The 24504-nt window shown below is 68.5% G+C and carries 32 protein-coding genes; 17 read left to right on the top strand and 15 right to left on the bottom strand.

The annotated features are described in order from the left end of the window. Positions 1 to 58 precede the first annotated feature (58 nt). The gene (locus VGN58_RS02285; RefSeq protein WP_327481218.1) at positions 59 to 1300 is read left to right on the top strand and encodes an MFS transporter; all 1242 of its coding nucleotides are present in this window, start codon (positions 59 to 61) and stop codon (positions 1298 to 1300) included. A 21-nt stretch (positions 1301 to 1321) separates the two neighbouring features. Here VGN58_RS02285 and VGN58_RS02290 read toward each other — a convergent pair whose 3' ends face one another. The 4 genes from VGN58_RS02290 to VGN58_RS02305 all read right to left on the bottom strand — a co-directional run bounded on the left by VGN58_RS02290 (position 1322) and on the right by VGN58_RS02305 (position 3975). Then, entirely contained in the window at positions 1322 to 1900 is a 579-nt protein-coding gene (locus VGN58_RS02290) for a mechanosensitive ion channel family protein (RefSeq protein ID WP_327481220.1), read from the bottom strand. A 328-nt stretch (positions 1901 to 2228) separates the two neighbouring features. Further along, positions 2229 to 2651, bottom strand: a complete 423-nt coding sequence (locus tag VGN58_RS02295) for a hypothetical protein (protein ID WP_327481222.1) — start codon at positions 2649 to 2651, stop codon at positions 2229 to 2231. A gap of 274 nt (positions 2652 to 2925) precedes the next feature. Further along, entirely contained in the window at positions 2926 to 3183 is a 258-nt protein-coding gene (locus tag VGN58_RS02300; protein ID WP_327481224.1) for a hypothetical protein, read from the bottom strand. A 129-nt stretch (positions 3184 to 3312) separates the two neighbouring features. Beyond that, complete coding sequence (locus tag VGN58_RS02305; protein ID WP_327481226.1) at positions 3313 to 3975, bottom strand: ECF-type sigma factor; 663 nt, start codon at positions 3973 to 3975, stop codon at positions 3313 to 3315. A gap of 270 nt (positions 3976 to 4245) precedes the next feature. Here VGN58_RS02305 and VGN58_RS02310 point away from each other — a divergent pair, with 270 nt between their 5' ends. Continuing rightward, positions 4246 to 4725 (top strand): transposase, encoded by a 480-nt coding sequence (locus VGN58_RS02310; protein WP_327481228.1) that lies wholly within the window; start codon positions 4246 to 4248, stop codon positions 4723 to 4725. A gap of 347 nt (positions 4726 to 5072) precedes the next feature. Further along, the gene (locus VGN58_RS02315) at positions 5073 to 5282 is read left to right on the top strand and encodes a hypothetical protein (RefSeq protein WP_327481230.1); all 210 of its coding nucleotides are present in this window, start codon (positions 5073 to 5075) and stop codon (positions 5280 to 5282) included. Between the two features lie 40 nt (positions 5283 to 5322). Here the strand turns inward: VGN58_RS02315 and VGN58_RS02320 are convergent, their stop codons facing one another. Then, the gene (locus VGN58_RS02320; protein WP_327481231.1) at positions 5323 to 5841 is read right to left on the bottom strand and encodes an adenine phosphoribosyltransferase; all 519 of its coding nucleotides are present in this window, start codon (positions 5839 to 5841) and stop codon (positions 5323 to 5325) included. A gap of 144 nt (positions 5842 to 5985) precedes the next feature. On the opposite strand from VGN58_RS02320, the gene VGN58_RS02325 reads away from it, so the two are divergent. Next, entirely contained in the window at positions 5986 to 6504 is a 519-nt protein-coding gene (locus VGN58_RS02325) for a DUF1993 domain-containing protein (RefSeq protein WP_327481232.1), read from the top strand. Between the two features lie 19 nt (positions 6505 to 6523). Here VGN58_RS02325 and VGN58_RS02330 read toward each other — a convergent pair whose 3' ends face one another. The 3 genes from VGN58_RS02330 to VGN58_RS02340 all read right to left on the bottom strand — a co-directional run bounded on the left by VGN58_RS02330 (position 6524) and on the right by VGN58_RS02340 (position 8780). Next, positions 6524 to 7789, bottom strand: a complete 1266-nt coding sequence (locus VGN58_RS02330; protein WP_327481233.1) for an RNA polymerase sigma factor — start codon at positions 7787 to 7789, stop codon at positions 6524 to 6526. Between the two features lie 91 nt (positions 7790 to 7880). Further along, positions 7881 to 8294 (bottom strand): VOC family protein, encoded by a 414-nt coding sequence (locus VGN58_RS02335; protein ID WP_327481235.1) that lies wholly within the window; start codon positions 8292 to 8294, stop codon positions 7881 to 7883. A 114-nt stretch (positions 8295 to 8408) separates the two neighbouring features. Further along, positions 8409 to 8780: an MmcQ/YjbR family DNA-binding protein gene (locus VGN58_RS02340; RefSeq protein ID WP_327481237.1), complete on the bottom strand. Its 372-nt coding sequence runs from the start codon at positions 8778 to 8780 to the stop codon at positions 8409 to 8411. A 235-nt stretch (positions 8781 to 9015) separates the two neighbouring features. Here VGN58_RS02340 and VGN58_RS02345 point away from each other — a divergent pair, with 235 nt between their 5' ends. Next, positions 9016 to 9930 (top strand): alpha/beta hydrolase, encoded by a 915-nt coding sequence (locus tag VGN58_RS02345; protein WP_327481239.1) that lies wholly within the window; start codon positions 9016 to 9018, stop codon positions 9928 to 9930. A 132-nt stretch (positions 9931 to 10062) separates the two neighbouring features. Here VGN58_RS02345 and VGN58_RS02350 read toward each other — a convergent pair whose 3' ends face one another. Further along, on the bottom strand, positions 10063 to 10953 hold the full coding sequence (locus VGN58_RS02350) for a TIGR01777 family oxidoreductase (protein ID WP_327481241.1): 891 nt from the start codon (positions 10951 to 10953) through the stop codon (positions 10063 to 10065). A gap of 118 nt (positions 10954 to 11071) precedes the next feature. On the opposite strand from VGN58_RS02350, the gene VGN58_RS02355 reads away from it, so the two are divergent. The 6 genes from VGN58_RS02355 (at position 11072) to VGN58_RS02380 (ending at position 14519) form a co-directional block, all read left to right on the top strand. Then, complete coding sequence (locus tag VGN58_RS02355; RefSeq protein WP_327481243.1) at positions 11072 to 11770, top strand: alpha/beta fold hydrolase; 699 nt, start codon at positions 11072 to 11074, stop codon at positions 11768 to 11770. A 37-nt stretch (positions 11771 to 11807) separates the two neighbouring features. After that, complete coding sequence (gene gnd, locus VGN58_RS02360; protein ID WP_327481245.1) at positions 11808 to 12716, top strand: phosphogluconate dehydrogenase (NAD(+)-dependent, decarboxylating); 909 nt, start codon at positions 11808 to 11810, stop codon at positions 12714 to 12716. Positions 12717 to 12774: 58 nt separating this feature from the next. After that, positions 12775 to 13452 (top strand): type 1 glutamine amidotransferase domain-containing protein, encoded by a 678-nt coding sequence (locus tag VGN58_RS02365; protein WP_327481247.1) that lies wholly within the window; start codon positions 12775 to 12777, stop codon positions 13450 to 13452. Between the two features lie 63 nt (positions 13453 to 13515). Further along, on the top strand, positions 13516 to 13803 hold the full coding sequence (locus VGN58_RS02370; protein WP_327481249.1) for a DUF3247 family protein: 288 nt from the start codon (positions 13516 to 13518) through the stop codon (positions 13801 to 13803). Next, a complete protein-coding gene (locus VGN58_RS02375; protein WP_327481252.1) occupies positions 13803 to 13997 on the top strand; it encodes a CPXCG motif-containing cysteine-rich protein in 195 nt (64 codons plus the stop codon). Before VGN58_RS02370 ends, VGN58_RS02375 begins: the two co-directional genes overlap by 1 nt. Before the next feature lie 87 nt (positions 13998 to 14084). After that, positions 14085 to 14519 (top strand): hypothetical protein, encoded by a 435-nt coding sequence (locus VGN58_RS02380; protein WP_327481254.1) that lies wholly within the window; start codon positions 14085 to 14087, stop codon positions 14517 to 14519. Positions 14520 to 14645: 126 nt separating this feature from the next. On the opposite strand, the gene VGN58_RS02385 is transcribed toward VGN58_RS02380, so the two are convergent. Both VGN58_RS02385 and VGN58_RS02390 read right to left on the bottom strand, forming a co-directional pair. Continuing rightward, positions 14646 to 16493 carry an ABC transporter ATP-binding protein gene (locus VGN58_RS02385; RefSeq protein ID WP_327481256.1) on the bottom strand — a complete coding sequence of 616 codons (1848 nt, stop codon included), beginning with the start codon at positions 16491 to 16493 and terminating at the stop codon, positions 14646 to 14648. A gap of 52 nt (positions 16494 to 16545) precedes the next feature. Then, a complete protein-coding gene (locus VGN58_RS02390) occupies positions 16546 to 17118 on the bottom strand; it encodes an NAD(P)H-dependent oxidoreductase (RefSeq protein ID WP_327481258.1) in 573 nt (190 codons plus the stop codon). Positions 17119 to 17186: 68 nt separating this feature from the next. Here VGN58_RS02390 and soxR point away from each other — a divergent pair, with 68 nt between their 5' ends. The 4 genes from soxR to VGN58_RS02410 all read left to right on the top strand — a co-directional run bounded on the left by soxR (position 17187) and on the right by VGN58_RS02410 (position 19122). Further along, positions 17187 to 17663 (top strand): redox-sensitive transcriptional activator SoxR, encoded by a 477-nt coding sequence (gene soxR / locus VGN58_RS02395; RefSeq protein WP_327481260.1) that lies wholly within the window; start codon positions 17187 to 17189, stop codon positions 17661 to 17663. 75 nt (positions 17664 to 17738) lie between these two features. After that, positions 17739 to 17969, top strand: a complete 231-nt coding sequence (locus VGN58_RS02400; protein WP_327481262.1) for a hypothetical protein — start codon at positions 17739 to 17741, stop codon at positions 17967 to 17969. Between the two features lie 45 nt (positions 17970 to 18014). Then, on the top strand, positions 18015 to 18518 hold the full coding sequence (locus VGN58_RS02405; RefSeq protein ID WP_327481264.1) for a DUF2059 domain-containing protein: 504 nt from the start codon (positions 18015 to 18017) through the stop codon (positions 18516 to 18518). A 10-nt stretch (positions 18519 to 18528) separates the two neighbouring features. Continuing rightward, positions 18529 to 19122, top strand: coding sequence for an HAD-IB family hydrolase (locus tag VGN58_RS02410; RefSeq protein WP_327481266.1), 594 nt, complete (start codon positions 18529 to 18531; stop codon positions 19120 to 19122). A gap of 170 nt (positions 19123 to 19292) precedes the next feature. On the opposite strand, the gene VGN58_RS02415 is transcribed toward VGN58_RS02410, so the two are convergent. Then, the gene (locus VGN58_RS02415) at positions 19293 to 20333 is read right to left on the bottom strand and encodes an oxidoreductase (RefSeq protein WP_327481268.1); all 1041 of its coding nucleotides are present in this window, start codon (positions 20331 to 20333) and stop codon (positions 19293 to 19295) included. 178 nt (positions 20334 to 20511) lie between these two features. On the opposite strand from VGN58_RS02415, the gene VGN58_RS02420 reads away from it, so the two are divergent. Then, positions 20512 to 20865 (top strand): BON domain-containing protein, encoded by a 354-nt coding sequence (locus VGN58_RS02420; protein WP_327481270.1) that lies wholly within the window; start codon positions 20512 to 20514, stop codon positions 20863 to 20865. 111 nt (positions 20866 to 20976) lie between these two features. Further along, complete coding sequence (locus tag VGN58_RS02425) at positions 20977 to 21528, top strand: lipocalin family protein (protein ID WP_414710729.1); 552 nt, start codon at positions 20977 to 20979, stop codon at positions 21526 to 21528. Between the two features lie 149 nt (positions 21529 to 21677). Here the strand turns inward: VGN58_RS02425 and VGN58_RS02430 are convergent, their stop codons facing one another. The 3 genes from VGN58_RS02430 to VGN58_RS02440 form a co-directional block, all read right to left on the bottom strand. Continuing rightward, positions 21678 to 22196: an acyloxyacyl hydrolase gene (locus VGN58_RS02430; RefSeq protein WP_327481272.1), complete on the bottom strand. Its 519-nt coding sequence runs from the start codon at positions 22194 to 22196 to the stop codon at positions 21678 to 21680. A gap of 144 nt (positions 22197 to 22340) precedes the next feature. Next, the gene (locus VGN58_RS02435; RefSeq protein ID WP_327481274.1) at positions 22341 to 23756 is read right to left on the bottom strand and encodes an efflux transporter outer membrane subunit; all 1416 of its coding nucleotides are present in this window, start codon (positions 23754 to 23756) and stop codon (positions 22341 to 22343) included. Then, positions 23750 to 24499: an SDR family oxidoreductase gene (locus VGN58_RS02440; RefSeq protein ID WP_327481276.1), complete on the bottom strand. Its 750-nt coding sequence runs from the start codon at positions 24497 to 24499 to the stop codon at positions 23750 to 23752. The genes VGN58_RS02435 and VGN58_RS02440 overlap by 7 nt, the downstream gene beginning before the upstream one ends. Positions 24500 to 24504 lie beyond the last annotated feature (5 nt).

The following is a 24504-nucleotide window of genomic DNA, read 5'->3' on the forward strand; positions in this document are numbered from 1 at the left end:
CCCCGCTGCGTTCCACCCGCAGCGTCGACGCTGCTGTTGCGGCGCAGCATAATGGCGCATGGATGTCCCCCCGCCCCCTGCTGTCCTCCCTCCCGCCACCGAAGCCCTGTCCGCACGCCAGGTCGGCCTGATCCTGTTCGCGCTGACGCTGGGCGGTTTCGCCATCGGCACCAGCGAGTTCGCCAGCATGGGGCTGATGCCCAACATGGTGGCGTCGCTCGGCGTGACCGAGCCGCAGGTCGGACACCTGATCAGCGCGTATGCGCTGGGGGTCGTGGTCGGCGCGCCGCTGCTGGCCATCCTCGGCGCGGGATGGAAGCGCAAGACGCTGCTGCTCGCGCTGATGGGCTTTTATGCGCTGGGCAACCTGGCCAGCGCGCTGGGGCCGACCTACGAAAGCCTGCTGGTGTTCCGCTTCATCGCCGGTCTGCCGCATGGCGCATACTTCGGCGTGGCCGCGCTGACGGCCGTGGCGATCAGCCCGCCGAACAGGCGCGGCCGCGCGATCAGTCTGGTGATGCTGGGCCTGACACTTGCCATCCTGATCGGCAATCCGCTGGCGACTTGGCTGGGCCAGCTGATCGACTGGCGCTGGGTGTTCGCGGTGGTGGCGATGGTCGCGCTGGGCACGGCGCTGCTGCTGGCGGTCTGGCTGCCGGCGGGCATCGACGGTCCCAAGCCCCGGCCCCTGGCCGAACTACGCGCGTTCAACCGCCTGCCGGTATGGCAGGCGCTGGCGATCGGCGCGATCGGCTTCGCCGGCATGTTCTCGGTCTTCAGTTATCTCGCGCCGACGATGCTGGAGGTGACGCGCGTGTCGCCGGCGTGGATCCCGCTGGGCCTGGCCGGCTTCGGCGTGGGTGGCGTGATCGGCAATTTCGTCGGCGGCTGGCTGTCCGACCGCTACCAGCTGCGCGGCGCGTGGATGGTCCTGGCCTGGGCGACGGCGGCACTGCTGCTGTTCCCGCTGCTGGCGAACAGCCTGCCGACGATCCTGCTGGCCACCGTGATGATCGGCCTGATGGGCGCGCTGGGGCCCATCCTGCAATCGCACCTGATGGACGTGGCCGGCGATGCGCAGACGCTCGCCGCCGCTTCGCACCATGCCGCGTTCAACACCGCCAACGCGCTCGGTCCGTGGCTGGGCGGCATGGCGATCACCGCCGGCTACGGCTGGACGTCGACCGGCTATGTCGGCGCCGCGATGGCCGTGGCCGGGCTGCTGCTCTATGCCTGGGCACGGCGGAGCCTGCCCTCGGATCCGCCACTGCGCGTTGTCGCCTGCGATGGCGCGCCCTGACTCACGCTCTGAGGTTTTCGCCTACTCCGGTGAGGACGCCACCGGCGGCGAACCCGAGCGCCAGCGTCGCGTGGTGCGCTGGAAGAACTGGCTGTTGGGGATCTGCAGCACGGTGTCCCCGCGCAGGGCGTCTTCTTCCAGCAGCGTGGTGTAGAGCAGGTTGATGTCGATCACGCGACCGCGCAGGCCCGGCTTGTCGCCGTTCTCCAGCACTTCGATGTGGTCGTGCACGCGGAACGGTCGCGTGGTCAGGATCAGTACGCTGCAGAAGATGTTGGACAGCACGCTCCAGGCCGCGAAGAACGCGACAGCGGCCACCGCGGTGAAGCCCGTGAGCGCCGTCCACAGCACGCTGCCCGACACGCCCAGCCGGCCCAGCGCCAGCATCCCTGCGGACATGTAGACCAGCACGCCCAGCAGCCGGCGCGCGCTGACCGCCACCTGCGCCGGCAGGTGGTAGCTGTCGCAGATGCGGCGCACGACGATGCGCAGCACGCGCAACAACAACCACGCACCCAGCAGGATCGCCAGCGCCTGCGCAATCGGGATGGCGACCGCGGCGCCTTCCTGCAGCCAGCCGTTGAACGCGGGCCAGGACATCAGGAACGCGCTCCGTCGGTGGCGTGGGGCGTTCGGGCGGGGTGGGGGAAGCGTAACGTCATGCGGAAAGGGTGACCGCACGGGCGCGCAGGGTCAATGTCATGGAGCTACGTCGCGACGCGATACATCGCGCGTGGGCAATCGCGTCGGCGTGCTCCTCGCGGCTGTGCCGCCGTTGTCGGGACGGCGTCCCCGCACGCACCGACAGCGCACCATTGCGGGCAAGAGCGTGCCGCGATCACCGATCGCCACGGTTCCGGCCGGTTTGCGTATCGAAGGGTCGGGGTAGGTCGCCCGCTCGTCGTGCGAAGGCGGCGCCGATGCGTCGTCAGCTGTCCTGGCGCCGGAACACGCCGACGTTGGTGTAGCTGCGACCATCGCTCAGGTGGCCGCGCATGCGGATGACCAGCGTATCCGCGTCGACCAGTTCGCGCTCCGACCACTGCACCTCCTGGCCGTCGTGCCAGGTGGTCGAGTGCAGTTGCGTCGGCGATACGGATTCGAAACTCAACGCATCGGCGTGCGGCGTGCCGTGGTAGGGGTAGGGCACGCCATCGGCGCGGCCGTCGAAGGCCGCCTGATGGCGCTTGCCGTTCTTGCCGAACCACTCGGACGCGATCGACAGCGCGCCATCGTCGGCGCAGGCCAGCCGGTAGTACCCGCGCCGGGGGGCATGCCCGAGCTGGTAATCGCATTGCTCCGGCAACAGCTGCCAGAGCCCGGCGAAAGCGGCGGCGGCGTGGGTGGTCATCTGCACTCCGTGTGCTCGGGCAATGGGTCGGGCACCCATGCTAGCGAGACCACCGGGTACAGCGGTTGCTAACGCCGTCGCACTTCCGCATGCCGGTTTCACATTCGACGCCGGACAGTGATCGAGTGCCTTCCTGAATGTGATACGTGATGCGATGGCCGCTGCAGGGCGCGCTACCGATGGATCAGGAACGTTCTGCGCATCCGCCCGCGCGAAGACGAGGAGCGCTTGGGTTCCGGACCGCAGCACGGGGACCGTCTGCGGCTTCCTTCCATCAGCGGCGGGTCGGGTCCGCTGAGGCCGCCGTCGGCGGCGTCACGTCATCGCCGGCATGTGCCGGTGAGGCCACCCCAAGCCAGGGCGGCACATCGAGTTCGTGGTCCAGCGCGTCGGTCACCAGCAGCTGGACCAGGGCGTCGTGGACGGCCGGATCGGCGGTCTGCAGGGTGGCCAGGGCGCGGGCCTGGTCCTCGTCCTGCATCTCGGAGTAGGTGTCGAACAGGAACATCGCGAGGGCCCGGGCTTCCCTCATTCCCGCACGACCCCGGCGCCGCGCGGAGGCAGGGGATACGGGAGGCGGGCGTCATGTCCGGGCACATCAGGAGATTTCGATGCCCGATGCCGTTTCCGGACGCGTGGGCGCGCGGCCTGGGCGCCGGACTCAGGAAGGGTCGGGCAATTCGCCGTCACCGAGGTGACTGAACAGGAAGGCACGGGCCTTGCGCCAGTCCCGGCGCACGGTGCGTTCGGTCACCTTGAGCACGCCGGCGATCTCGAGTTCGCTCAGGCCGCCGAAGTAGCGCATCTCCACCACCTGCGCCAGGCGCGCATCCAGGTTGGCCAGGTCGTTCAGGGCCTGGTCCAGGATCAGCAACTGTTCCAGCCGCGAGCTCTGCGCGGGTTCGGTGGTCTCGTCCAGCGGCAGCAGGTCCATGCCTTCGCCGCGCTTTTCCGCGAGGGCACGCCTGACCTCATCGAGCAGGACGAAGCGCATGGCGCGCGCGACCAGCGCCACCAGGTGGGCACGGTTCTCCACGCTGAAATCGGCGCTGGCCAGCTTCAGCCAGGTCTCGCTGATCAGCGACGTGGGTGAACGGACATGTCCGCGCCGCTGCTGGCGGATCTGCGAGCGGGCGATCTGGTGCAGATCCCGGTACAGCAGCGCATAGATGCGGTTCCAGGCGCCGGGCTGCCCTTTCTCGACTTCGCCGAGCAACTGGGTGACCGAATCCGGATCCGGCGGCGGAATCGCGGCGACATCGAGCGAGCCAGGCAATTCACTGGCCCCCGGCGCCGTTTCGTCGCTGTCTCGCTGGTCCCTCATGTCCGGACTGTGCTCGCTATCACGATCTCGTCCCTTACATATATGACCCGTCAGCGACCGTCATGCAAGCCGTAATAACGGCTTCATCACGCCGTCGCGGGCCACAGGGAAGCGCACGGGGCGAAGCGAAGGACGGCAAGCGTGTATCGGAAGAGCGGAGCCCACAAGAGGACGTCATGCGGAGTTTGAAGAAGGTCGAGGGTGCGATGGCATCGGTGCGGAGATCGATGACAACGGGAGACACCATGGTGGTCCAGCGGAGGTCGGCGCATGGTGCATGAAGACGCAGCCGATCCCGCGCGCGACAAGGAGCACGCGGCTTCCGACCCCGTGTCCATGGGCGGCTCGCCCACCCAATGGAACCTGCCGCAGGGTATCGGTCCGCGCGCCATGCGCCAGTGGCCGATCATGGAACGGCTCACGGCCGACGAGTGGAAGCGGTTGATGCATGCGCTGCCCGGCCGCGTGGGCGCCAGGGCGCGGCACGGCGGCAACGCGCGCCGATTCATCGAGGCCGTGCTGTGGGTCGCGCAGACCGGCGCCTACTGGTCGGACCTGCCGAGCGATTTCGGTTCGTGGCATGGCATCTACGTGCGCTTCATCCGCTGGGCGCAGGACGGCAACTGGACGCAGGTGCTGGCGCACTTCGACAAGGACGATCAGCGTGCGATCGACCTGCATGCGCTGATCGAGCGCTACCTGCACCGCAACAACACCAAGCATCTCAGTCGGGCCATGCGCGCCTCGTGAGCGATGTCCTGTGCGGTGCCTGTCAGTACGAAAGGGTAGAAGCTTCTCGACAGAATTCGCGAGGAAGAGCGACGCGGGCGCCCCCCGTCGCATATTCCCCGCTCCTGGCTATCCGCCGACGTTCCCCCGTCGGCGGCTAGGTGGGCCGCTCCAACCCCATTGGAGCGCACCCATGGCCGTCCATGCCCGACACATGGCCGGCTTCGCGCTATGGCGCCAGAGGGGGAGGTGCAATGCCTCCCCCTCGTTTTTGCGGGCAACCTCCCCGAATCCGGCGCATGGATTCCGGTCGCTTAACACGCGGTGATCTATCTTCGGGACTCCTCTCTTCCCACGAGGACATCCACATGACGACCCATGTCTTCCTGGCGCAGGACGCCGACGGCCGACGTTGCCGCATCACGCTGGATCGCGGCGACGATGCGGAGTCTCCCCATCGCGATGCGCACCGGGCGCCCGTCTACCTGCTGGAAGACGGCAGCCACGTGCGACGCCTCGACAACGACACCTTCCAGATCCTCGCCACCGGCGCCTACGTCACCCGCGTCGTCGAGTAATCGTCGCGCGGGTCGGATGACGTGATGATCGGCGGGGGCGTCAGTACACCACCGCGGCATGCAAGGGTGCACCGTGGTCCCAGGCGGCGCGCGCGCCCAGGAAGCCGAGTTCCACCAGCACGCCCGTGCCGACGACGATCGCGCCCTGCCGCTCGACCAGGTGCACCGCGGCCTTCAGCGTGCCGCCGGTGGCCAGCACATCGTCGACCACGATGACGCGCGCGCCGGCCCGCATCGCGTCGACGTGGATCTCCAGCCGGTCGCGGCCGTATTCCAGGCCGTAGTCCAGCGACAGGGTGGCGCCGGGCAGCTTGCCGGGTTTGCGCACCGGCACGAAACCCACGTCCAGCTCGCGCGCCAGCGCCGCGCCGAGGATGAATCCGCGCGCCTCCACGCCCACCACCGCGTCGATGGACGCCTGTCGCCAGGGATGCGCCATCGCCCTGATCGCCTGGGCAAAGGCGGACGCATCGGCCAGCACCGGGGTGATGTCCTTGAACAGGATGCCGGGCTTCGGAAAGTCGGAGATATCGCGCAGCCGCGCGGTCCAGGTCGTCATCGGCAGCTCGCTGGGTGAGGACCGTCGATGCTACTCCAGGCCGTCCGCCCGACGCGCGGGGTGGGATGCAGTCTCCCGGGAGGGGCGGCTAATCAGCGCGCCGGCCAGCGGCTATGCTCGCGCCACCTTCTTCCGGATTTCCCCATGAGCGCATCCCTGTCGATGTACCAGGCGTCGGTCCCCGTGTTCCTGCGCGCACTGCGCAACCTGCGCCACGTGCTGGAGAAAGGAGAAGCGCACGCCCGCGGGCAGGGCGAAGAGCCGGCCATCCTGCTGCAGGCGCGCCTGCACGAGGACATGCTGCCGCTGGTGCGGCAGGTGCAGATCGCCACCGACATGGCGAAGTTCGGCGCCGCCCGCTTGGCCGGGGTGGAATCGCCGCGCTTCGAGGACGGGGAAACCACGTTCGGCGAACTGTATGCGCGCCTGGATGCGGTCGCCGACTACCTGGGCACGTTCGACGAGGCGTCGCTGCAGGGCAGCGAGACGCGTGCGGTCACCGTGTCCACGCGCACGCGCGGCGACCTGCACTTCGACGGCCGTGGTTACCTGCTGGGGTTCGTGGTGCCCAACCTGTTCTTCCACGTCACCATCGCCTACGCCATCCTGCGGCATCACGGCGTGGCGCTCGGCAAGGCGGACTATCTGGGTCCGGCCGCCTGACGACCGGCGGCCGGCCCGTTCACTCCACCGCGCATTCGCGCGCGCGCGCCAGCAGCAGGGCCTGTTCGCGGGCGTTGCGGGTCAGTGCCGCCGCGCGCTCGAACTCCGCACGCGCTTCCTCGCGGCGCTCCAGCTTGAACAGCAGATCGCCGCGTACGCTGGGCAGCAGGTGGTACTGCTTCATCGCCGGTTCCTCGAGCAGGCGGTCGACCAGGGGCAGGGCACTGGCCGGGCCCGTGGCCATCGAGACCGCGACCGCGCGGTTGAGCTCCACCACCGGCGACGGCGCGATCCGGGCCAGTGCCGCATACAGCGTGGCGATGCGGGTCCAGTCCGTGGCGTCGGCCGTGGTGGCCCGCGCATGGCAGGCAGCGATGGCCGCCTGCAAGGCATAAGGGCCGAACGCGCCGCCCAGCCGTTCGGCGCGCGACAGCGCCTCCAGCCCGCGCTGGATCAGCAGGCGATCCCAACGGCTGCGGTCCTGCTCCAGCAACAGCACCGGCGCACCGTCCTTGCCCAGGCGCGCGTGCAGGCGCGAGGCCTGGATTTCCATCAGCGCGATCAGGCCATGCACTTCCGGCTCGCTTGGCGCCAGTGCGGCTAGCATGCGTCCGAGGCGAAGCGCTTCTTCGCACAGCGCCGGGCGCGTCCAGTCATCGCCGCTGGTGGCCGAATAGCCTTCGTTGAACACCAGATACACCACGCCCAGCACGGACGCCAGCCGTTCCTGCAGTTCGTCACCGCGCGGCACTTCGAACGCCACGTCGGCCTCTGCCAGGGTGCGCTTGGCGCGCACAATGCGCTGGGCCACGGTCGGTTCGGAGGTCAGGAACGCGCGCGCGATCTCGTCCGTCGCCAGGCCGCACAGCAGGCGCAGCGTCAACGCCACCCGCGCGTCCATCGACAGCACCGGATGGCACGACACGAACACCAGCCGCAGCAGGTCGTCGTCGATGTCGTGGTCCAATGCGTCCTCGTCGCGCGCGCGCCGGTCCTCGTGCACTTCCTCCAGTTCCCGCGCGAGTTCCTCGTGCTTGCGGTCGAGCAGCTGCACGCGACGCAAGCGGTCGATCGCGCGGCGCTTGGCGGTGGTCATCAGCCACGCTCCCGGATTGTCCGGCACGCCGTCACGGGGCCAGGTTTCCAGGGCGGCGACCAGCGCGTCCTGCGCCAGTTCCTCGGCCAGGTCCAAGTCGCGCAGCATGCGCGCCAGGCCGGCGATCACGCGCGCCGATTCGATGCGCCAGACGGCGTCGATCGCGCGATGGGTGGGTGAGGTCGACATGCCGAGCATCAGACCACGGCACTGCGGCCGGTGAAAGCCGCAGCGCAGCGGGCGGGGGCGTCAGCGTACGCACGATCTACCCGCGCGGGCATCACGCATCCTTTTCGCAGTTGATCATCCACGGCACGCCGAACCTGTCGACGAGCATGCCGAAGCGCACCGCCCAGAAGGTCTGCGTCAGCGGCATGGTCACCTGGCCGCCGTCGGACAGCGCACCGAAAATCCGTTCCGCATCCGCGATGCTGTCCACCGACAGCGACACCGAGCAGCCCTTCACTCCCTCGTAGGGCTGAGCCGGATGGTTGTCCGAGCCCATCAGCACCGTCTGCCCGAACATCACGTGCGTGTGCATGATCTTCTGCTTGTACTCGGGAGGGAAATCGCCGCAGCCTTCGGCGCCGTCGAAGCGCATCATCGGGCCCAGTTCGCCGCCGGTGGCCTGCGCATAGAAGGTGAAGGCGGCTTCGCAGTCGCCGTCGAGGATCAGGTAGGGATTGACGTTCATGGTGTGCTCCTTGGGGTGGTAGGGGCCGTTTCCGGCCGCTGTCTCGACTGCGACGAATCGGTGGACGTGGAATCGACACGGGTCGGCCGCGACGTCTGTCGACCGGCGCGACCTTCAACGGACGCCCTGCGGGTCCGGGAGCGCAGGTCTCGCCCGCTTCGGCAGGCGCTCCCGGGCGTGGTGGTACGACCATGCGACCAGTTCCTTCAGGTAGGTCGACGGCATCGCCGACACGTCCACCACGGTGATCCAGCGGTGGTGACCGAGCCAGCGTGCCGGCTTGATGCCGGGCTGGTCGGTCAGTTCGAGGAAACGTTCCGGCGCCACCTTGACGCTGAAACGCCAGCGCTCCGGTTCGCTGGTCTTGAAATAGGCGAAGCGCTTGCCGCCCACGTCGTACACCAGGATGTTGGCGGGCGCGCCATGCCTTGTCTCCGCGCTGCCCGGCAGGGAACGGCAATGGCGTTTGAGCGCGGCGACATCCATGCAGTGATGCTAGCGCCATCACCGCACCCACGGTGGGTCTGCAGGCGATGTCGAGGGCATGGGCTGTCCGCATGGGAAGACGGCGGTCGGTCCATCGCACCGCTGGGGCGGAGGAAGGTGCGACACGCCTGCGTGAGTGCTTGGTATGGATGGGCGCAGGCGCCGCGCCCGATGCGGCACGTCTGGAAGGTGCGATGATCCCTCCACGGCGACCGGACACAGGGAGAAGCACGGCATGAATCGGATGGCACGTTTGCTGTTGGCGGCCGCCTTGCTTCCGGACGTGGGCGCGGCGCAGTCGGCCCCTGATATGGGGACGTTCCACTTCGCCGACGGAGGTACAGGCGCATTCCACGAGCTCCTGCGGGGCGATGCGGAAACTGTGGAAACGATCGTGTTCACCTATGGCGGATCGGGCTGCTCCGACCTGGGGCATTACTGGTTGCCGCGCGTGGCGAGCGGCATGGGTATCGACGCCCGCTACTTGGCGCTCAACAAGCGCTACGTCGACAAGGGCGCCATGGGCGATGGCGGCGGCGCGACCTGTTCGCCCGACTTCAATACGCACAATACGCCGCGCCAATGGATGGCGGACTACATGGAGTTCATCTCCAAGACCCTGGATGCGCATCCGCGGCGCTGGAAGAACATCGTCCTGGTCGGTGCGTCCGAAGGTGGGGCGCTAGCGGCGCGCGTGGCGCGCGCGCGCTCCGACATCACGCATCTGGTGGTCGTGGGTGATGGTGGGTGGAGCATGCGCGACAACCTGGCGTCGATCCTGGGCGCGGATGAGGTGGAAGCTGCCTGGAAAGAGATCGCACGCCATCCCGCCAGCACGAAAAGGATGTGGCTCGGGCATCCGTATCGCTATTGGTTCGATACCCTCGATCACACCCCGCTCGGCGACTACCTCGCGCTGGAGATGCCTGTGCTGATCGCCTTCGGTGAGCGCGACCGTAGTGTGCCCGTAGCATCGGGGCACGAAGTGCTCCGTGCCGCGCAGGCCGCCGGAAAGAAAAACATCGGTCTGGTGGTGTACCCGGGTGCGGACCACAGCCTTCGAGCCGAAGAGCAGGACTTCCTGGATGAGTTTCTGCGCGGAGCGGCACACGGCATCAGACACGGGGCCATCGAGCGGTCGCAACCCTGAATCCTCTCCTCGCGATGCGGGAAAGGACGCACAAAGGATCGCCCGGACCATAAGCAGCTGCTTTTCCCAGACAAAGATCTCGTAAGACGCAGTCGATCCGCTGTCGTTTTCCGCAGCGAACAGGCAACGCCGTCAGCCGCGCAACAAGTCCGCCAGCGCATCCTCCAGCCCCGGGAAGCGGAACGCGAATCCCTCCGCCAGGGCATGCGCGGGCAGCACGCGCTGGCCGGTCAGCAGCAGCTGCGCCATTTCGCCGAAGCCGGCTCTCAGCGCGAATGCGGGCGTCGGCAGCACGGCGGGACGGTGCAGGGCCTTGCCCAGCGTGCGGGCGAAGTCGCGGTTGGTTACCGGTGCGGGGGCGGTGCCGTTGTAGGCGCCACCGGCACGGTCGCTTTCCAGCAGCCAGGCGATCATGCGGACCAGGTCGTCTCGGTGGATCCAGCTCATCCACTGGCGGCCGTCGCCCATCGGCCCGCCGGCGCCCAGCCGGAACGGCGGCAGCATCTTCGCCAGCGCGCCGCCGTCGGGATGCAGCACGATGCCGATACGCACGCGGCAGGTGCGCACGTCCAAGGCTTCGGCCCGCATCGCCTCGGTTTCCCAGTCGCGGCACAGCTGGGCGGCAAAGTCGTCGCCGGGGGCCGCGGATTCGTCCAGCGCTTCATCGTCGCGCGGCCCGTAGTAGCCGATCGCCGAGCCCGACACCAGTACGCGCGGGCGCACCGCTTGCCGGGCCATCCAGGCGACCAGGGCCTGCGTGGTGCCCAACCGGGAATCGCGGAAGGCCGCCTTGCGCACCGCGTTCCATCGGCCTGCCATCAACGGCTCGCCGGCCAGGTTCACCACAGCTTCCACATCGCGCGCGTCGTCGAGCGCGGCGAGCAGGCGCACCGGCGAGGGCACGCGTGCGCGGCCCTGGTCGGGGTCGCGGGTCAACACGCTCAGCGTGTGGCCGCCGCGCAAGAGGTGATCGCAGAGGGCGTGGCCGATGAAGCCGGTGCCGCCGGTGAGCAGGACATGCATGGGCGCAATTCGTGGAAGGACGATGTCCAGCATACGCAGCGAGGTGTGTTGCGGATGTGGAACGGACCGTGGGTGGCGATCGACGGTCGGCAGCGAGCGCGGCCACTACACTAGCGCCATGGCGCCACTTCCCCTGCTCCTGCTGCCCGGCCTGCTGTGCGACGAGCGTCTGTGGCGCGATCCCGCCCATGCGCTGGCCGATGTCGCGTCCATCCACCACGCCGACCTGACCCGCGACGACAGCGTCGCCGGCATGGCCGCGCGCGTGCTGGCGACGGCGCCGCCGGTGTTCGCACTGGCGGCGCTGTCGATGGGCGGCTACGTCGCGTTCGAGATCCTGCGTCAGGCGCCCCAGCGGGTGGCACGGCTGGCCCTGCTGGACACCAGCGCGAGACGCGACCCACCCAAGCGCCGACTGGTGCGGCAGGCAGGACTGATGCTGGCCGAAGCCGGCCGCTTTGTCGGCGTCACCCGCAAGCTGCTGCCGCAGCTGGTGCACGAGAGCCGCGTGGACAGCGCGGTGGGCGACGAGGTGATGGCGATGGCGCAGCGCGTGGGCCTGCCGGCCTTCGTGCGCCAGCAGCGCGCCATCATCGACCGTCCGGACTCGGAGCCGCTGCTGCCCTTCATCGCCGTCCCCACGTTGCTGGGGGTCGGCGAGGACGACCGCATGACGCTGCCCGAGGAAACGCACCTGATGCGCGAACGGATCCCCGGCGCACGGCTGCACGTGTTCGCACGCTGCGGCCACCTGCCGCCGATGGAAGTGCCGCAGGAAACTGCCGCCGTGCTGCGCGGGTGGCTGACGGCGCCGTGACGCACCCTTCTCTTTCTTTCGAACCCACGGAGTACACATGGAACTGGCGATGATCGGACTCGGGCGCATGGGCGCCAACATGGCCGAACGGCTGGTACGCGGCGGCCATGCCGTGCGCGGTTACGATCCCGGCGAGGCGGCGCGCCAGCAGGCTGAAGCACGCGGCATCGTGCCCCACGCCAGCCTGCAGAACGCCGTGTCGGCGCTGCCTGCGCCGCGCGTGGTCTGGCTGATGGTGCCGGCCGGTCGGATCGTCGACGACACGCTGGCGCAGCTGCGTCCGCTGCTCACCGCCGGCGACATCGTCATCGACGGCGGCAATTCCAACTACAAGGACAGCCAGCGACGCGCCATCGCGCTGGGCGATGCCGGCATCCACTACCTCGACTGCGGCACCAGCGGCGGCGTGTGGGGGCTGGCCGAAGGCTACAGCCTGATGATCGGCGGCGATGCGGCGGCGGTGGACCTGCTGCGGCCCGTCTTCGCCACGCTGGCGCCCACGCCGGACACCGGCTGGGGGCGCGTGGGCCCGAGCGGTGCGGGCCACTTCGCCAAGATGATCCACAACGGCATCGAGTACGGAATGATGCAGGCCTACGCCGAAGGCTTCGCCATCCTGCAGAAGAAGACGGCCATGGACTTCGACCTGGGCGCGCTGGCGGAGATCTGGCGGCATGGCAGCGTGGTGCGCTCGTGGTTGCTGGACCTGACCGCCGATGCGCTGAAGAAGAATCCGACGATGGCCGGCATTGCGCCGTACGTGTCCGATTCGGGCGAAGGCCGTTGGACGGTGGCCGAGGCGATCGACCTGGACGTGTCCGCGCCGGTCATCACCCTGTCGCTGCTGGAGCGCCTGCGCTCGCGCGAGCACGATGCCTACACCGACAAGCTGCTGTCGGCGATGCGCAACGAGTTCGGCGGCCATGCGGTGAAGCAGGCGGACTGATCACCCGGTCTTATCGCTGTCATCGCTAGGGTGGCGGCCTACACGAGAGGAAATCCCCATGAAGATCCTGATGGTGCTGACATCGCACGACCGCCTCGGCGACACCGGCCAGAAGACCGGTTTCTGGCTGGAAGAATTCGCCGCGCCTTACTACGTGTTCAAGGACGCGGGCGCCGAGCTCGTGCTGGCTTCGCCGAAGGGCGGGCAGCCGCCGCTGGACCCGAAGAGCGATGCGCCCGATGCGCAGACCGCCGCCACCGTGCGCTTCAACGCGGACGCCGATGCGCTGGCCGCCCTGGCCGCGACGCAGCGGCTGAAGGACGTGGTGGACGACGAATTCGACGCGGTGTTCTATCCCGGCGGGCACGGCCCGTTGTGGGACCTGGCCGAGGATGCCGACTCCATCCGGCTGATCGAGCAGACCTTCTCCGCCGGCAAGCCGGTGGCGGCGGTCTGCCACGGCCCGGCGGTGTTCCGCCACACGCGCAGTTCGCTCGGCGAGCCGCTGGTGAAGGACAAGCGCGTCACCGCGTTCTCCGACGAGGAAGAGGAGGCCGTGGGCCTGACCGGCGTGGTGCCCTTCTCGCTGGAGCAAGCGTTGAAGAAGAACGGTGCGCACTATGAGCGGGGCGCGCTGTGGCAGTCGTACGTGGTGGTCGATGGCGCGCTGGTGACCGGTCAGAACCCGGCCTCGTCCGAAGCGGCCGCCGCGGAGGTGCTGCGGCTGCTGCGCTGATCCGTTCACGGTACCTTACCCCCCACAGGCTAGGGTGCATCACTGAACGCGCGGGAGTGGACCATGGCGCAAGCGCCCCAGCACCTCTACACGCGGCAGGCCGACATCGCCCGCATGGAGGCCTTGATCCAGCAGTTGCCGGACGAAGCGACGGTGGAGATCCAGCTCGCCGAGGGCGGCTCGATCACCGGCACCGTGCCTGCGCGGCCGACCGTGCAGGTGTTCCAGGATGCCACGGGCCAGGAAGGCTTCAACGCGGTGGTGCGCATCGACGACCGCAAGCGGCCGAACGTCGTGCATTATCTCTGGCTGGATCGCATCGCCACGGTCACCGTGCTGGGCTCGACCTGATGCCGCATCTTCCTTCCGCCGACATCGCCTGCCCGTACTGCGGCGAGACCATCACGCTGGTGGTGGACGACTCGGCGGGCGACCAGCGCTACATCGAGGACTGCCACGTCTGCTGCCGGCCGATCGAAGTGCGCGTGAGCGTGGACGACGACGGCACGGTGGACGTGGCGGCGTGGGGTCAGGACGACGCCTGAGTCGTGCTGACGACTGTAACGGCCGTATCGCGGCCGGCGCCGCTATGCTCCTCCCCGTCCACCAACCGACCCTGGGGAGGGAAGAAGATGACGACAACGGCTGCCAAAGGTTCGCTGGTCTACTGGATCATCGCGGTGTTCGCGCTGGTCTGGAACCTGATCGGCGTGGCGTTCTGGTACCTGCAGGTCAGTATGTCCGCCGAACGGCTTGCCGCGCTGCCCGAGGCGCAACGCGCGGTCTACGAAAGCACGCCGGGCTGGATCAACATCGTGTTCGCGGTCGCGGTGTTCGCCGGCGTGCTGGGCAGCGTGGGACTGCTGGCGAAGAAACGCTGGGCAACCCCGCTGTTGCTGGTGTCGCTGCTGGCGCTGCTGTTGCAGATCATCGGCGCCTTCGCGCTAACGCCCGCCTGGGCCGCCTATGGTCCGGCCGGCCTGGTGATGCCGGCCGTGCTGGTGCTGATCGCACTGTTCCTGTGGCAGTACGCGAGCAAGGCGAAGGCGCGCGGCTGGTTGGCGTGAGATTCGCTTGAGCGAAAGAAACTCGTAGGGTAGGCCTCGGCCCACCCTGATCGTGACGCAGGTTGTCCGGTGAAGTTCCGGCATGGCGACGGTGGGCCAAGGCCCACCCTGCGTCACCGGTCCGATTCACGCCTCGACATCTTCCACATCCACCCCGATGAAGCCGCCCGACTGGCGGCGCCACAATGCGGCGTACAGCCCGTCCTGTCGCAGCAGTTCGTCGTGGCTGCCGCTTTCGATCACGCGGCCGCCATCCATCACGATCAGGCGGTCGAGCACCGCAATGGTCGAAAGCCGGTGGGCGATGGCGATCACCGTCTTGCCTTCCATCAACGCGTACAGCTGCTCCTGGATGGCGGCTTCGACTTCCGAATCCAGGGCCGAGGTGGCTTCGTCCAGCACCAGGATCGGCGCATCCTTCAGCAGCACGCGGGCGATGGCCACGCGCTGGCGCTGGCCGCCGGACAGCTTGACGCCGCGCTCGCCCACCTGGGTGTCGTAACCGCTGCGGCCCTTGGCATCGGTGAGCCCCTGGATGAATTCATCGGCGTGCGCGCGCCGCGAGGCCTCCAGCAGCTCGGCTTCGGTCGCATCCGGCCGGCCGTAGCGGATGTTGTCGCGGATCGACCGGTGCAGCAGCGAGGTGTCCTGGGTGACCATGCCGATGTTCCGGCGCAGCGATTCCTGGGTGACCTGCGCCACGTCCTGGCCATCGATCAGGATGCGCCCGCCTTCCACGTCGTAGAAGCGCAGCAGCAGGTTGACCAGCGTCGACTTGCCGGCGCCCGAGCGGCCGACGATGCCGACCTTCTCGCCCGGCTTGATCACCAGCGACAGGTCGTCGATCACCCTGGCCTCGCGCCCGTAGTGGAACCGGACGTGGTCGAAGCGGATCTCGCCCTGCGTGACCACCAGGTCCTTCGCGTCCTTCGCGTCGGCGATGGCCAGGGGCTGCGCCAGCGTGCCCATGCCGTCCTCGACCGTGCCGATGTTCTCGAACAGGCCGGCCACTTCCCACAGGATCCAGTCCGACATCGAGCGGATGCGCATCACCAGCGCGATGGCCACGGCGATCGCACCCATCGAGATCGACGCCTGCAGCCACGCCCAGATCGCCACGCCGGCCACGCTGGCCAGCAGGAAGGCGTTGAGCGTATGCAGGGCGACGGTCAGCTGGGTGACCAGGCGCATCTGCGCGTGCACGGTGACCATGAACTCGTCCATCGCGCCGCGCGCGTAGTCCTGCTCGCGCATGGTGTGGGCGAACAGCTTGATGGTCTGGATGTTGGTGTAGCTGTCCACGATGCGGCCGGTCATCTGCGCGCGCGCGTCCGACTGCGCCATCGATACCTGCTGCAGGCGCGGCACGAAATGGAACACCAGCACCAGGTAGCTGGCCAGCCAGACGACCAGCGGCAGCACCAGCCACACGTCGGCCTGCGCTACCAGCACCACGGTGCCGACGAAGTAGACGACGACGTAGACGAACACGTCCATCAGCTTCATCACCGTCTCGCGGATCGACAGCGCGGTCTGCATGACCTTCTGCGAGATCCGGCCGGCGAACTCGTCCTGGAAGAAGCCCACGCTCTGCCGCAGCAGGTAGCGGTGCGACAGCCAGCGGGCGATCATCGGGTAGTTGCCGAAGATGGTCTGGTGGATGACCAGCGACTGCACCAGCACCAGCAGCGGGTAGGCCACCAGCACCAGCACGCCCATCCACAGCAGCTTCTGCCCGTGCACCTGCAGGAAACTGTCGCGCCCGGTGCTGCCCATCCAGTCGACCAGCTGGCCCATGTAGTCGAAGAAGGTGATCTCCAGCGCGGAGATCACGCCGGTCAGCACCGACATCAGCACCAGCCATGGCAGCAGCGGGCGCGAGTAGTGCAGGAGGAACGGCAACAGCTTCCTCGGCGGCGTGGTCGGCTCGCCCTTCGGATACGGATTGATGCGGGTTTCGAAGAATCGGAACATCGGGTCGGTCCATCGTGGGCGCGCAACCGCGCGCCGGAAAACACGTGCCGGCTCAGCCGGCGGGATAGGGCCATGCCGCCCGCGCCTGCCTCAGCGCGTGCCCGTACCAGGCGAGCTGGTCCAGCATGCGGTGCGCGGCGCGCTCGCTGGCGTCGCCTTCGCGCGGCCTGCCGGCGGCGTCGAACCGGTCCCATGCCTGCGCGAAGTACACGCCATCGCGCACCGGGACCGCATGCAGGCCGGAAAACACCTGCCGCAACTGTTCCGCCGCGCGGACGCCGCCGCTGTGGCCCCCATAGGCGACGAACGCGACCGGTTTGGCCTGCCAGTGGGCCTGGACCGAATCGATCACGAATTTGAGCGCCGCCGGATAGCCATGATTGTACTCCGGCACCACCACCACGAAGGCGTCGGCGCGCCAGACGCGTTGTTGCAGATTCACCAGGTCGGCGCTCGGTGCGCCGCCGTGGCGGTGCGGAAGATCGAGCAGGGCAGGATCGATGGCGTCGACGGTGTAGTCGCGCCGCAGGGCCAGCTGCGCACGCAGCCAGTCCGCGACCGTGTCGCAGAAGCGGCCTTCGCGCGTGCTGCCGTACAACAGGGCCAGGTGGAGAGGGTCGGACATGGACGATGCGCTTGCCAGAACGGGGAAACGCAGGGTAGAACCTCAACCATTCTTGAGGTCAACGCGCCATGCCCGGAAAACAGCAGTCCCCACCGCATCCTCCCATCGAAACGGAACTCACCGTCGGCCAGGTCGCCGCGCGCGCGGGCGTCGCCGTCTCCACGCTGCACTTCTACGAAGCCAAGGGCCTGATCCACAGCTGGCGCAACGCCGGCAATCAGCGCCGCTATGCGCGCGACGTGCTGCGCCGCGTGGCCGTCATCAAGGTGGCCCAGCGCACCGGCATTCCGCTGGCGGAAATCCAGTCCGCGCTGTCGTCGCTGCCGGAGAACCGCACGCCGACCGCCGCCGACTGGAAGAAGCTATCCGCACGCTGGCATGCCGCGCTCGATGCGCGCATCGCCAGCCTCACGCGCTTGCGTGACCAGCTCGACGGATGCATCGGCTGCGGTTGCCTGTCGATGAAGGCCTGCCCGCTGCGCAACCCCTGGGATGAGCTGGGCGAGGAAGGTCCGGGGGCGCGACTGCTCGATGCGGAACGCTGAGGCGGTCGCCGTCCTCCGGCGGCAAGGCTAGAATCACGGCATCGCGCCCACCGGCGCCTGCAGGGAAGCGCATGCATGGGCGGCATCAGCCTCTGGCACTGGATCATCCTGTTCCTGTTCTTCGTCCTGCCGGTCCTCGCCATCGGCCGGCTCGCATGGTTCCTGGTCCGCCGCTCGCGCGCTGCCGCACCGCCGGCACCCAGCGTGGAGGCCCGCCTGCAGCGCCTGGATGCGCTGCTGGCCCAGGGCGCCATCACCACCGCCGAGCATGCGCGCCAGCGCGCCGAGATCGTGCGCAGCCTCTGATCCCATCGTGTTCCCTCGTTTCCATTCGCCCTCAAGGAGCTTCACATGAAGAAGTGGATGTTGTGCCTGCTGTTCGTCCTCGCCTCGCCGGTCTTCAATGCGGCCGCCGCCCCCGCCAGCGAGGCGTCGATCCGCGAACTGCTGGAGGTGACCCGTGCGCGCGCCATGCTCGAGCAGGTCTACGGGCAGATGGAATCGATGTATGCCGGTTCGATGCGGCAGGCCTTCGGCGACGAGATGGCGCCGGAGCAGGAGGCCCGCATGCAGCGCTTCAGCACCCGCATGACCGCCCTGATGAAGCAGGAGCTGGGCTGGGACGTGATGGCGCCGATGTACGTCGACATCTACGGCAAGTCGTTCAGCGAGGACGAGATCCAGGGCATGCTGGCGTTCTACCGCACGCCGGCGGGCCAGGCGGTCGTGGACAAGATGCCGCTGGTGATGCAGAACACCATGGAGGCGGTGCAGGCGCGGATGGGTGCGATGATGCCCGCCATGCAGAAGATGATCGCCGAGGAACTGGAGCAGGCGCAGGCTGCCGGAGAGTGAGCGCACGCACGTGCCCGACCTCGCGCTGTTCGACTTCGACGGCACCCTGACCACGCGCGAGACCTTTCCGGATTTCATGCGCTACGCCGTGCCGCGCTGGCGTCTGCTGGCGGGCGGCGCGTTGCTGGCGCCGGTGGTGTTCGGCTACCGGCGTGGCTGGGTGGCGGGCAATCCGACGCGGGCCAGCATCGTGCAGGTGGGCTTGCGTGGCATGCCGGTCCGACGCCTGCGGACGCTGGGTGAAGCGTTCGCGCGCGAGGTGCTGCCGGGCCTGCTGCGGCCCCAGGCGATGGAGACGCTGGCATGGCATCGGGGACGCGGCGACCGCATCGTGGTGGTGTCCGGCGGACTGGATGTCTATCTGGCACCGTGGTGCGCCGCGCAGGGCCTGGAGCTGGCGTGTTCGGTGCTGGCCGAACGCGGCGGACGCATCACCGGGTATGCGGGCGCGCAATGCGTGGGCGAAGAGAAAGTACGTCGCGTCCGCGCGTTGTGCGATCCCGCTGCCTATGCCGCCATCCATGCCTATGGCGACACGCACGAAGACATGGCCATGCTGGCGATGGCCCAGCACCGCACGTATCGCGGGCGATCGGTGTCGTGAGTCGCTGTGCGCTGTTGTAGGAGCGACGTCAGTCGCGACCGCACGCGTACCGGCAACGTGGAAAGCCGGTGGTTCTCCTCCCGGGTGCGCTGCGGCGCGTTCCTGTTCCTGCAGGGGGCGCTGCCATCGGGGCGCGGTCGCGACTGACGTCGCTCCTACAGGGTCGCCGGTCAACCCACCGCAATCTCCCGGCGCTCCGCACTGCTCTGCAGCCCGAGTTCGATCAGCCGCATCACGTCGAGCATCTGCTGCGGCGTGACGGGTGGCGTCGCCCCGTGCAGGATCGCGTCGCGGATGCCGGCGTAGTACCGGCGGTAGTCGCCGGCTTCGGCCCGGGCGATTTCGGTGACCAGCTGCCCATCGCGCTCCAGCACCACTTCGCCCGCGCGCGGATCCATGCCCCAGCCCGGCGCACCCGGCACGACGCCGGCGCGCAGCTGGTCTTCCTGCGCATCCAGTCCGTGCTTTAGATAGCTGCCCCGCGTGCCGTGCACGGCGAAGCGCAGGCCGTTGCCCGCGACCAGCGTGGACGCATGCAGGACGGCGCGGTGGTGCGGGTAACGCAACGTCACGTCGAAATAGTCCGCCGCCCGCGCACCGTCGCGCAGGCGCGCGATGTCGGCGCTGATCGCCAACGGTGCGCCGAAGAGCTGCAGTGCCTGGTCGAGCAGGTGCGGGCCGAGGTCGTACCACAGCCCGCCGCCGGGCGCGTCGCGCTCGCGCCAGCGGTCCTGCACGCGTGGGCGGAAGCGGTCGAAGTGCGAATGGAATTCCGCGATACGGCCCAGCGTTCCTTCTTCGATCAACCGGCGGACGGTCAGGAAATCCGCATCCCAGCGCCGGTTCTGGAACACGCTGACCAGACGTTCCGCCCGTGAGGCGGCCGCCACCACGTCGCGCGCTTCCTGCAGCGTCAGCGTGAACGGTTTGTCCACCACCACGTGCTTGCCCCGCTCCAGCGCGGCGAGCGCCAGCGGCGCATGCGTGTCGTTCGGTGATGCGATGACGACCAGATCCACCGCCGGATCGGCGAACGCCGTGCGGGCGTCGCTCACCACCGTCAGCTCCGGCCAGTCGGCCTGGACCTTTGCGGCATCGCGCGATACCACGGTGTGCAGCGTCAATCCCGGCGTGGCCTGGATCAACGGTGCGTGGAAGACCTTGCCGACGAATCCGTAGCCGACGAGCGCGACGTTGAGCGGGTTTTCCATGTGCGGCACCTCAGTGCGAAGACGCGCATGGTAAAGGAAGCGCCGCGTTGACTCCCTGTGCACATGCGTGAATGCCGCGCGACGCCGTGCTGAACGCCGGTGTCCGCTCCCCACGCTTTTCACGCCTGTTGTACGCAGCGACGCCGACACTCGACCCACACCAACGAGGAGCACGATCATGAAGAACGTACATACCCGCTCGCTGCTGGCCGCTGCCCTGTCGACGGCGTTGCTGTTCTCCGCCTCGCACGTGATGGCCGCCAACCCGCCGAACGAGCCGGAAGAGAACGCGCAGAACGATTCCAGCCAGCCGGTGACCGACACCTGGATCACCACCAAGGTCAAGGCCGATCTGCTGGCCACCGAGAACGTGTCCGGTCTGGACATCAAGGTGGAGACCGTCGACGGCGTGGTGACGCTGTCGGGTGCGGTGGACAGCCAGGCGCAGAAGGACAAGGCGATCATGGTCGCCAAGCAGATCAAGGGCGTGAAAAGCGTCGAGGCGAGCGGCCTGGTGAAGACCACCAAGTAAGCCATCGCCGAACGTGTGGCACGGAGCGGATGCATCCCAGCGCAGGATGCATCCGCTTCTTTTTCATAGGCGTAGGCGTGCCACGTGCCGCCACCGTAACGGAGTGAAACGATGACACGTCCATCCCTCGCGATCCGCATGACACTGGCTGCCGTCTTGGGCGCGGGAGCGCTCGCGGCCCACGCGGCCGAACCCGTCACCTCCGTTCCCGAGCTGGATCTGTCCCGTTATGCGGGCCAGTGGCACGAGATCGCGCACCTGCCGATGTTCTTCCAGCGCCAGTGCGTGGGCGACATCACGGCGCGTTACAGCCTCGATGGCCCTGGCAAGATCGGCGTGCTCAATGCCTGCCGCACGAAAGACGGCGGGATGGACCAGTCCGAGGGCGTCGCCCGGCCGGTCGAAGGCCACCCGGGCCGACTGGAGGTGCGCTTCGCTCCGGACTGGCTGTCGTGGGCGCCTTTGGTGTGGGCCGACTACTGGGTGATCGCGCTGGATCCCGACTACCAGTGGGCGATGGTCGGCGAACCCGGCCGCGACTACCTGTGGATCCTGTCGCGCGAACCGACGATGGACCGCGCGTTGTTCGAGGAACTGAAAGCGAAGGCCGAGTCGATGGGCTACGACCTGAAGCCGCTGGTGATGGCGGCGCCGCTGCGGTAGCGGTGGTCGCTGGCAGGACGAACAGGTGCGGGAATACCCGGTGTGGGAACGGGCAACAGGTGTGGGAGCGACGTGAGTCGCGATCAGGACAGATCGGCGCCGTTGCTGCATGGTGGGGAAGCCCATCGCGACTTACGTCGCTCCCACATTTACAGCCGGTGCGTGTAGCGGAACTGCAGGAAATTCTCGCCGGGATTCGGCCGTTTGATGCGGGCGTTGGAGAAGTGCTGCAGGCGCAGCGACCATTCGTGTTGGTCGTCGTGGCCGAAACGCTTGCCCACGGCGATGTGGTCGCCGAAGTTGAAGGTGGTGCTGAATTCCTTCTTGCGGGTGTCGTACTTGGGGAAGATCACGTTGAGGCCGATGCCGCCCTCGACGAACCAACCCTCGCTCCAGCCGTTGGGTCGCCAGCGCAGGGCCGGGGTCACGCCCAGCTGGGTGCTGTTTTCGCTGTCGCTGTGCCAGCGGCCGGCCTCGCCCTGCCATTGGCCGCTGACATGACCGTAGCGGTACTGCTTCTCCCAGCGCCAGTCGCGGCTGGCACCGACGGTCAGCGACTGCGCGTCTTCGGCCACGCCGCCCTGCACGTACCACGCGGTGCGCGGCTCGGCGGCGATGGCTGGCGTGCAGGCGATGGCCAGCAGTGCGCCCAGCAGCCATCGGGGCACAGCGCGGGAAGACAGGGAGGAGGAAGAGAGGGTGGGGGGAAGGGGATGTCCAGCGGGCACGGATGACACTCGATCAGGGGTTGGGCTGCGCCCGTGGGCGCAGCATGCAAGGGATGGTCGGCAAGGCGGTGTGACGAAGCGGGCTCAGGGCAGCGCTGCCAGCGCGGGGGCCACGTCCTGTTCGCCCCAACCGCCGAGCGACTTGTAGATCGCCACGACACCGACATTGACACCGGCCTCGGCCTGCGCCAGCGCATCGTCCGCCGCGAGCTGCGTGCGTTGCGCGTCGAGCAGGGTGAGGAAGTCCGAAGAGCCGGCACGATACCGGAGTTCGGCCAGTTCTGCCGCGCGGCGGGCGGCAACGGATTGTTCCAGCCTGAGTTTCAGCTGGGCCTGCTGCTTGGCATAGGACAGCAGTGCGTTCTCGGTTTCCTCCAGCGCGCCCAGCACGGCCTGTTCGTACTGGGCGGCCACGCCGTCGGCCTGCGCTTCGCTCGCACGCAGGCGCGCGCGGACGCTGCCCATGTCGAACGCCGCCCAGCTGATCGAGGGCGTGACCTGCCAGGCGCGGTTGTCGCCGTTGACCAGGTTGCCCCAGCCGCCGGACAGGAAGCCGATGAAACCGCGCAGGCTGACCCGCGGGAACAGGTCCGCCGTCGCCACGCCCACGCGCGCGGTGGCGGCGGCCAGGCGACGCTCGGCCGCGCGCACGTCCGGCCGCTGGCGCAGCAGTTCGGTCGTGTCGCCGATCGGCAGGGCCTTGGCGAAGGCCGGGGCCTCGCGCGGGGCGAGCAGCGTGTCCAGTTCGCCCGGACGCTGGCCGACCAGCACCGCCAGCCGGTGGCGCGACTGGCCTTCGACCACCTCCAGCAGCGGCACCTCGGCCTCCACGGCGCGCACGCGGGCCAGGCTGCTCTGCACCTCCAGCTGGCTGCCGGCGCCCAGGTCGAAGCGCGACTCGGTCAGGCGCTGCGTCTCGCCCAGCGTCTGCAGGATGCGTCGTGCCACGTCCAGCCGCTTCTGCGTGCCGCGCAGTTCGAAGTAATTGCGCGCCACTTCCGCCGCCACCGTGACCTGCACGGCCTGCAGGTCGTTGCGCTGCGCCTGCAGGTCCGCGTGCGCGGCTTCGGCGCTGCGGCGGACGCGACCGAACAGGTCCAGCTCCCAGGCGGCATCGAAGCCGGCCGAATAGCTGTCCGTCTCCACGCGGCCCTGGCCTTCCACCGGCTGCTTGGTGCGCGTGCCTTCCACGCCCATGGTGACGTGCGGCGCCAGGTCCAGCCGGCGTTCGGAGAACACCGCGCGGGCCTCGTTGACGCGCGACACCGCGATGCGCACGTCGTGGTTGGCGAGCAGCGCCTCGCGCACCAGCTGGTCGAGCACCGGGTCGTCGAACTGGCTCCACCACGTGGCGACCGGATGGTCGGCCACGTAGTCGAGGGTGCCGGCCTGCTGCAGCGTGACCGGCGCGGTCGGTGGCGCCGCGTAGTCGGGCCCCACGGTCACGCAGCCGGCCAGCAGCGCGGTCGCGATGCCGACGGCGAGCGAGCGGATCACCATGGCAGCACCTGGTCGAAGTAGTAGTAGCCGCCGGTGGGGCCGTCGTTGCCGATCAGCGCCAGCTGCACGCTGGTGCGCGCGCCCTCCGGCACGGACAGCTCGCCGTTCTGCTGGTCGCCGGACTTGTTCATGTCGGTCTGCACGTAGCCAGGATGGATCGTGTTGACCTTGATGCCGGTGTCCTTCAGCTCGTGCGCCAGGTGGATGGTCCACGCGTTGACCGCGCTCTTGGACACGTTGTACGCCGGCACGCCCTTGAACCCGTAGATGAAGGATTCCGGGTTCTGGTGCTCGGACAGCGAACCCAGCAGGCTGGACACGTTGACGATGCGGCCCGCGCTGGACTTGCGCAGCAGCGGCAGGAAGGCCTGGGTGGTTTCGATCAGGCCGAACAGGTTGGTGTCGAACGTCGTGCGCCAGGTGTCCAGCGACTGGCCGGACACGCCCTTGGCCATGTCGTCGACCAGGATGCCGGCGTTGTTGACCAGGATGTCGAGACGGCCGTGGCGCTGTTCCACCTCCTTGACGGCGGCGGCGATGCTGGCCGAATCGGTGACGTCGAGCGCGATGGCTTCGACCGGGAGGCCCTGCGACTGCAGGTCCAGCGCGGCCTCGACGGCCTTCTCGCGGTTGCGGCCGGCCAGCAGGGTGTGCACGCCGGCTTCGGCCAGCTGGCGCACGGTCTCGCGGCCGATGCCGCGGGTGGCACCGGTGACGAGGGCGATCTTGGAAGAAACGTTCATGGCAT

Source organism: Pseudoxanthomonas sp., assembly GCF_035999195.1.
Taxonomy (GTDB): Bacteria; Pseudomonadota; Gammaproteobacteria; order Xanthomonadales; family Xanthomonadaceae; genus Pseudoxanthomonas_A.

Coding starts and splice junctions, on each gene's coding strand:
- VGN58_RS02285 (WP_327481218.1), top strand. CDS start 59: ATGGATGTCCCCCCGCCCCCTGCTGTCCTCCCTCCCGCCACCGAAGCC.
- VGN58_RS02290 (WP_327481220.1), bottom strand. CDS start 1,900: ATGTCCTGGCCCGCGTTCAACGGCTGGCTGCAGGAAGGCGCCGCGGTC.
- VGN58_RS02295 (WP_327481222.1), bottom strand. CDS start 2,651: ATGACCACCCACGCCGCCGCCGCTTTCGCCGGGCTCTGGCAGCTGTTG.
- VGN58_RS02300 (WP_327481224.1), bottom strand. CDS start 3,183: ATGAGGGAAGCCCGGGCCCTCGCGATGTTCCTGTTCGACACCTACTCC.
- VGN58_RS02305 (WP_327481226.1), bottom strand. CDS start 3,975: ATGAGGGACCAGCGAGACAGCGACGAAACGGCGCCGGGGGCCAGTGAA.
- VGN58_RS02310 (WP_327481228.1), top strand. CDS start 4,246: ATGGTGCATGAAGACGCAGCCGATCCCGCGCGCGACAAGGAGCACGCG.
- VGN58_RS02315 (WP_327481230.1), top strand. CDS start 5,073: ATGACGACCCATGTCTTCCTGGCGCAGGACGCCGACGGCCGACGTTGC.
- VGN58_RS02320 (WP_327481231.1), bottom strand. CDS start 5,841: ATGACGACCTGGACCGCGCGGCTGCGCGATATCTCCGACTTTCCGAAG.
- VGN58_RS02325 (WP_327481232.1), top strand. CDS start 5,986: ATGAGCGCATCCCTGTCGATGTACCAGGCGTCGGTCCCCGTGTTCCTG.
- VGN58_RS02330 (WP_327481233.1), bottom strand. CDS start 7,789: ATGTCGACCTCACCCACCCATCGCGCGATCGACGCCGTCTGGCGCATC.
- VGN58_RS02335 (WP_327481235.1), bottom strand. CDS start 8,294: ATGAACGTCAATCCCTACCTGATCCTCGACGGCGACTGCGAAGCCGCC.
- VGN58_RS02340 (WP_327481237.1), bottom strand. CDS start 8,780: ATGGATGTCGCCGCGCTCAAACGCCATTGCCGTTCCCTGCCGGGCAGC.
- VGN58_RS02345 (WP_327481239.1), top strand. CDS start 9,016: ATGAATCGGATGGCACGTTTGCTGTTGGCGGCCGCCTTGCTTCCGGAC.
- VGN58_RS02350 (WP_327481241.1), bottom strand. CDS start 10,953: ATGCATGTCCTGCTCACCGGCGGCACCGGCTTCATCGGCCACGCCCTC.
- VGN58_RS02355 (WP_327481243.1), top strand. CDS start 11,072: ATGGCGCCACTTCCCCTGCTCCTGCTGCCCGGCCTGCTGTGCGACGAG.
- gnd (WP_327481245.1), top strand. CDS start 11,808: ATGGAACTGGCGATGATCGGACTCGGGCGCATGGGCGCCAACATGGCC.
- VGN58_RS02365 (WP_327481247.1), top strand. CDS start 12,775: ATGAAGATCCTGATGGTGCTGACATCGCACGACCGCCTCGGCGACACC.
- VGN58_RS02370 (WP_327481249.1), top strand. CDS start 13,516: ATGGCGCAAGCGCCCCAGCACCTCTACACGCGGCAGGCCGACATCGCC.
- VGN58_RS02375 (WP_327481252.1), top strand. CDS start 13,803: ATGCCGCATCTTCCTTCCGCCGACATCGCCTGCCCGTACTGCGGCGAG.
- VGN58_RS02380 (WP_327481254.1), top strand. CDS start 14,085: ATGACGACAACGGCTGCCAAAGGTTCGCTGGTCTACTGGATCATCGCG.
- VGN58_RS02385 (WP_327481256.1), bottom strand. CDS start 16,493: ATGTTCCGATTCTTCGAAACCCGCATCAATCCGTATCCGAAGGGCGAG.
- VGN58_RS02390 (WP_327481258.1), bottom strand. CDS start 17,118: ATGTCCGACCCTCTCCACCTGGCCCTGTTGTACGGCAGCACGCGCGAA.
- soxR (WP_327481260.1), top strand. CDS start 17,187: ATGCCCGGAAAACAGCAGTCCCCACCGCATCCTCCCATCGAAACGGAA.
- VGN58_RS02400 (WP_327481262.1), top strand. CDS start 17,739: ATGGGCGGCATCAGCCTCTGGCACTGGATCATCCTGTTCCTGTTCTTC.
- VGN58_RS02405 (WP_327481264.1), top strand. CDS start 18,015: ATGAAGAAGTGGATGTTGTGCCTGCTGTTCGTCCTCGCCTCGCCGGTC.
- VGN58_RS02415 (WP_327481268.1), bottom strand. CDS start 20,333: ATGGAAAACCCGCTCAACGTCGCGCTCGTCGGCTACGGATTCGTCGGC.
- VGN58_RS02420 (WP_327481270.1), top strand. CDS start 20,512: ATGAAGAACGTACATACCCGCTCGCTGCTGGCCGCTGCCCTGTCGACG.
- VGN58_RS02425 (WP_414710729.1), top strand. CDS start 20,977: ATGACACGTCCATCCCTCGCGATCCGCATGACACTGGCTGCCGTCTTG.
- VGN58_RS02435 (WP_327481274.1), bottom strand. CDS start 23,756: ATGGTGATCCGCTCGCTCGCCGTCGGCATCGCGACCGCGCTGCTGGCC.
- VGN58_RS02440 (WP_327481276.1), bottom strand. CDS start 24,499: ATGAACGTTTCTTCCAAGATCGCCCTCGTCACCGGTGCCACCCGCGGC.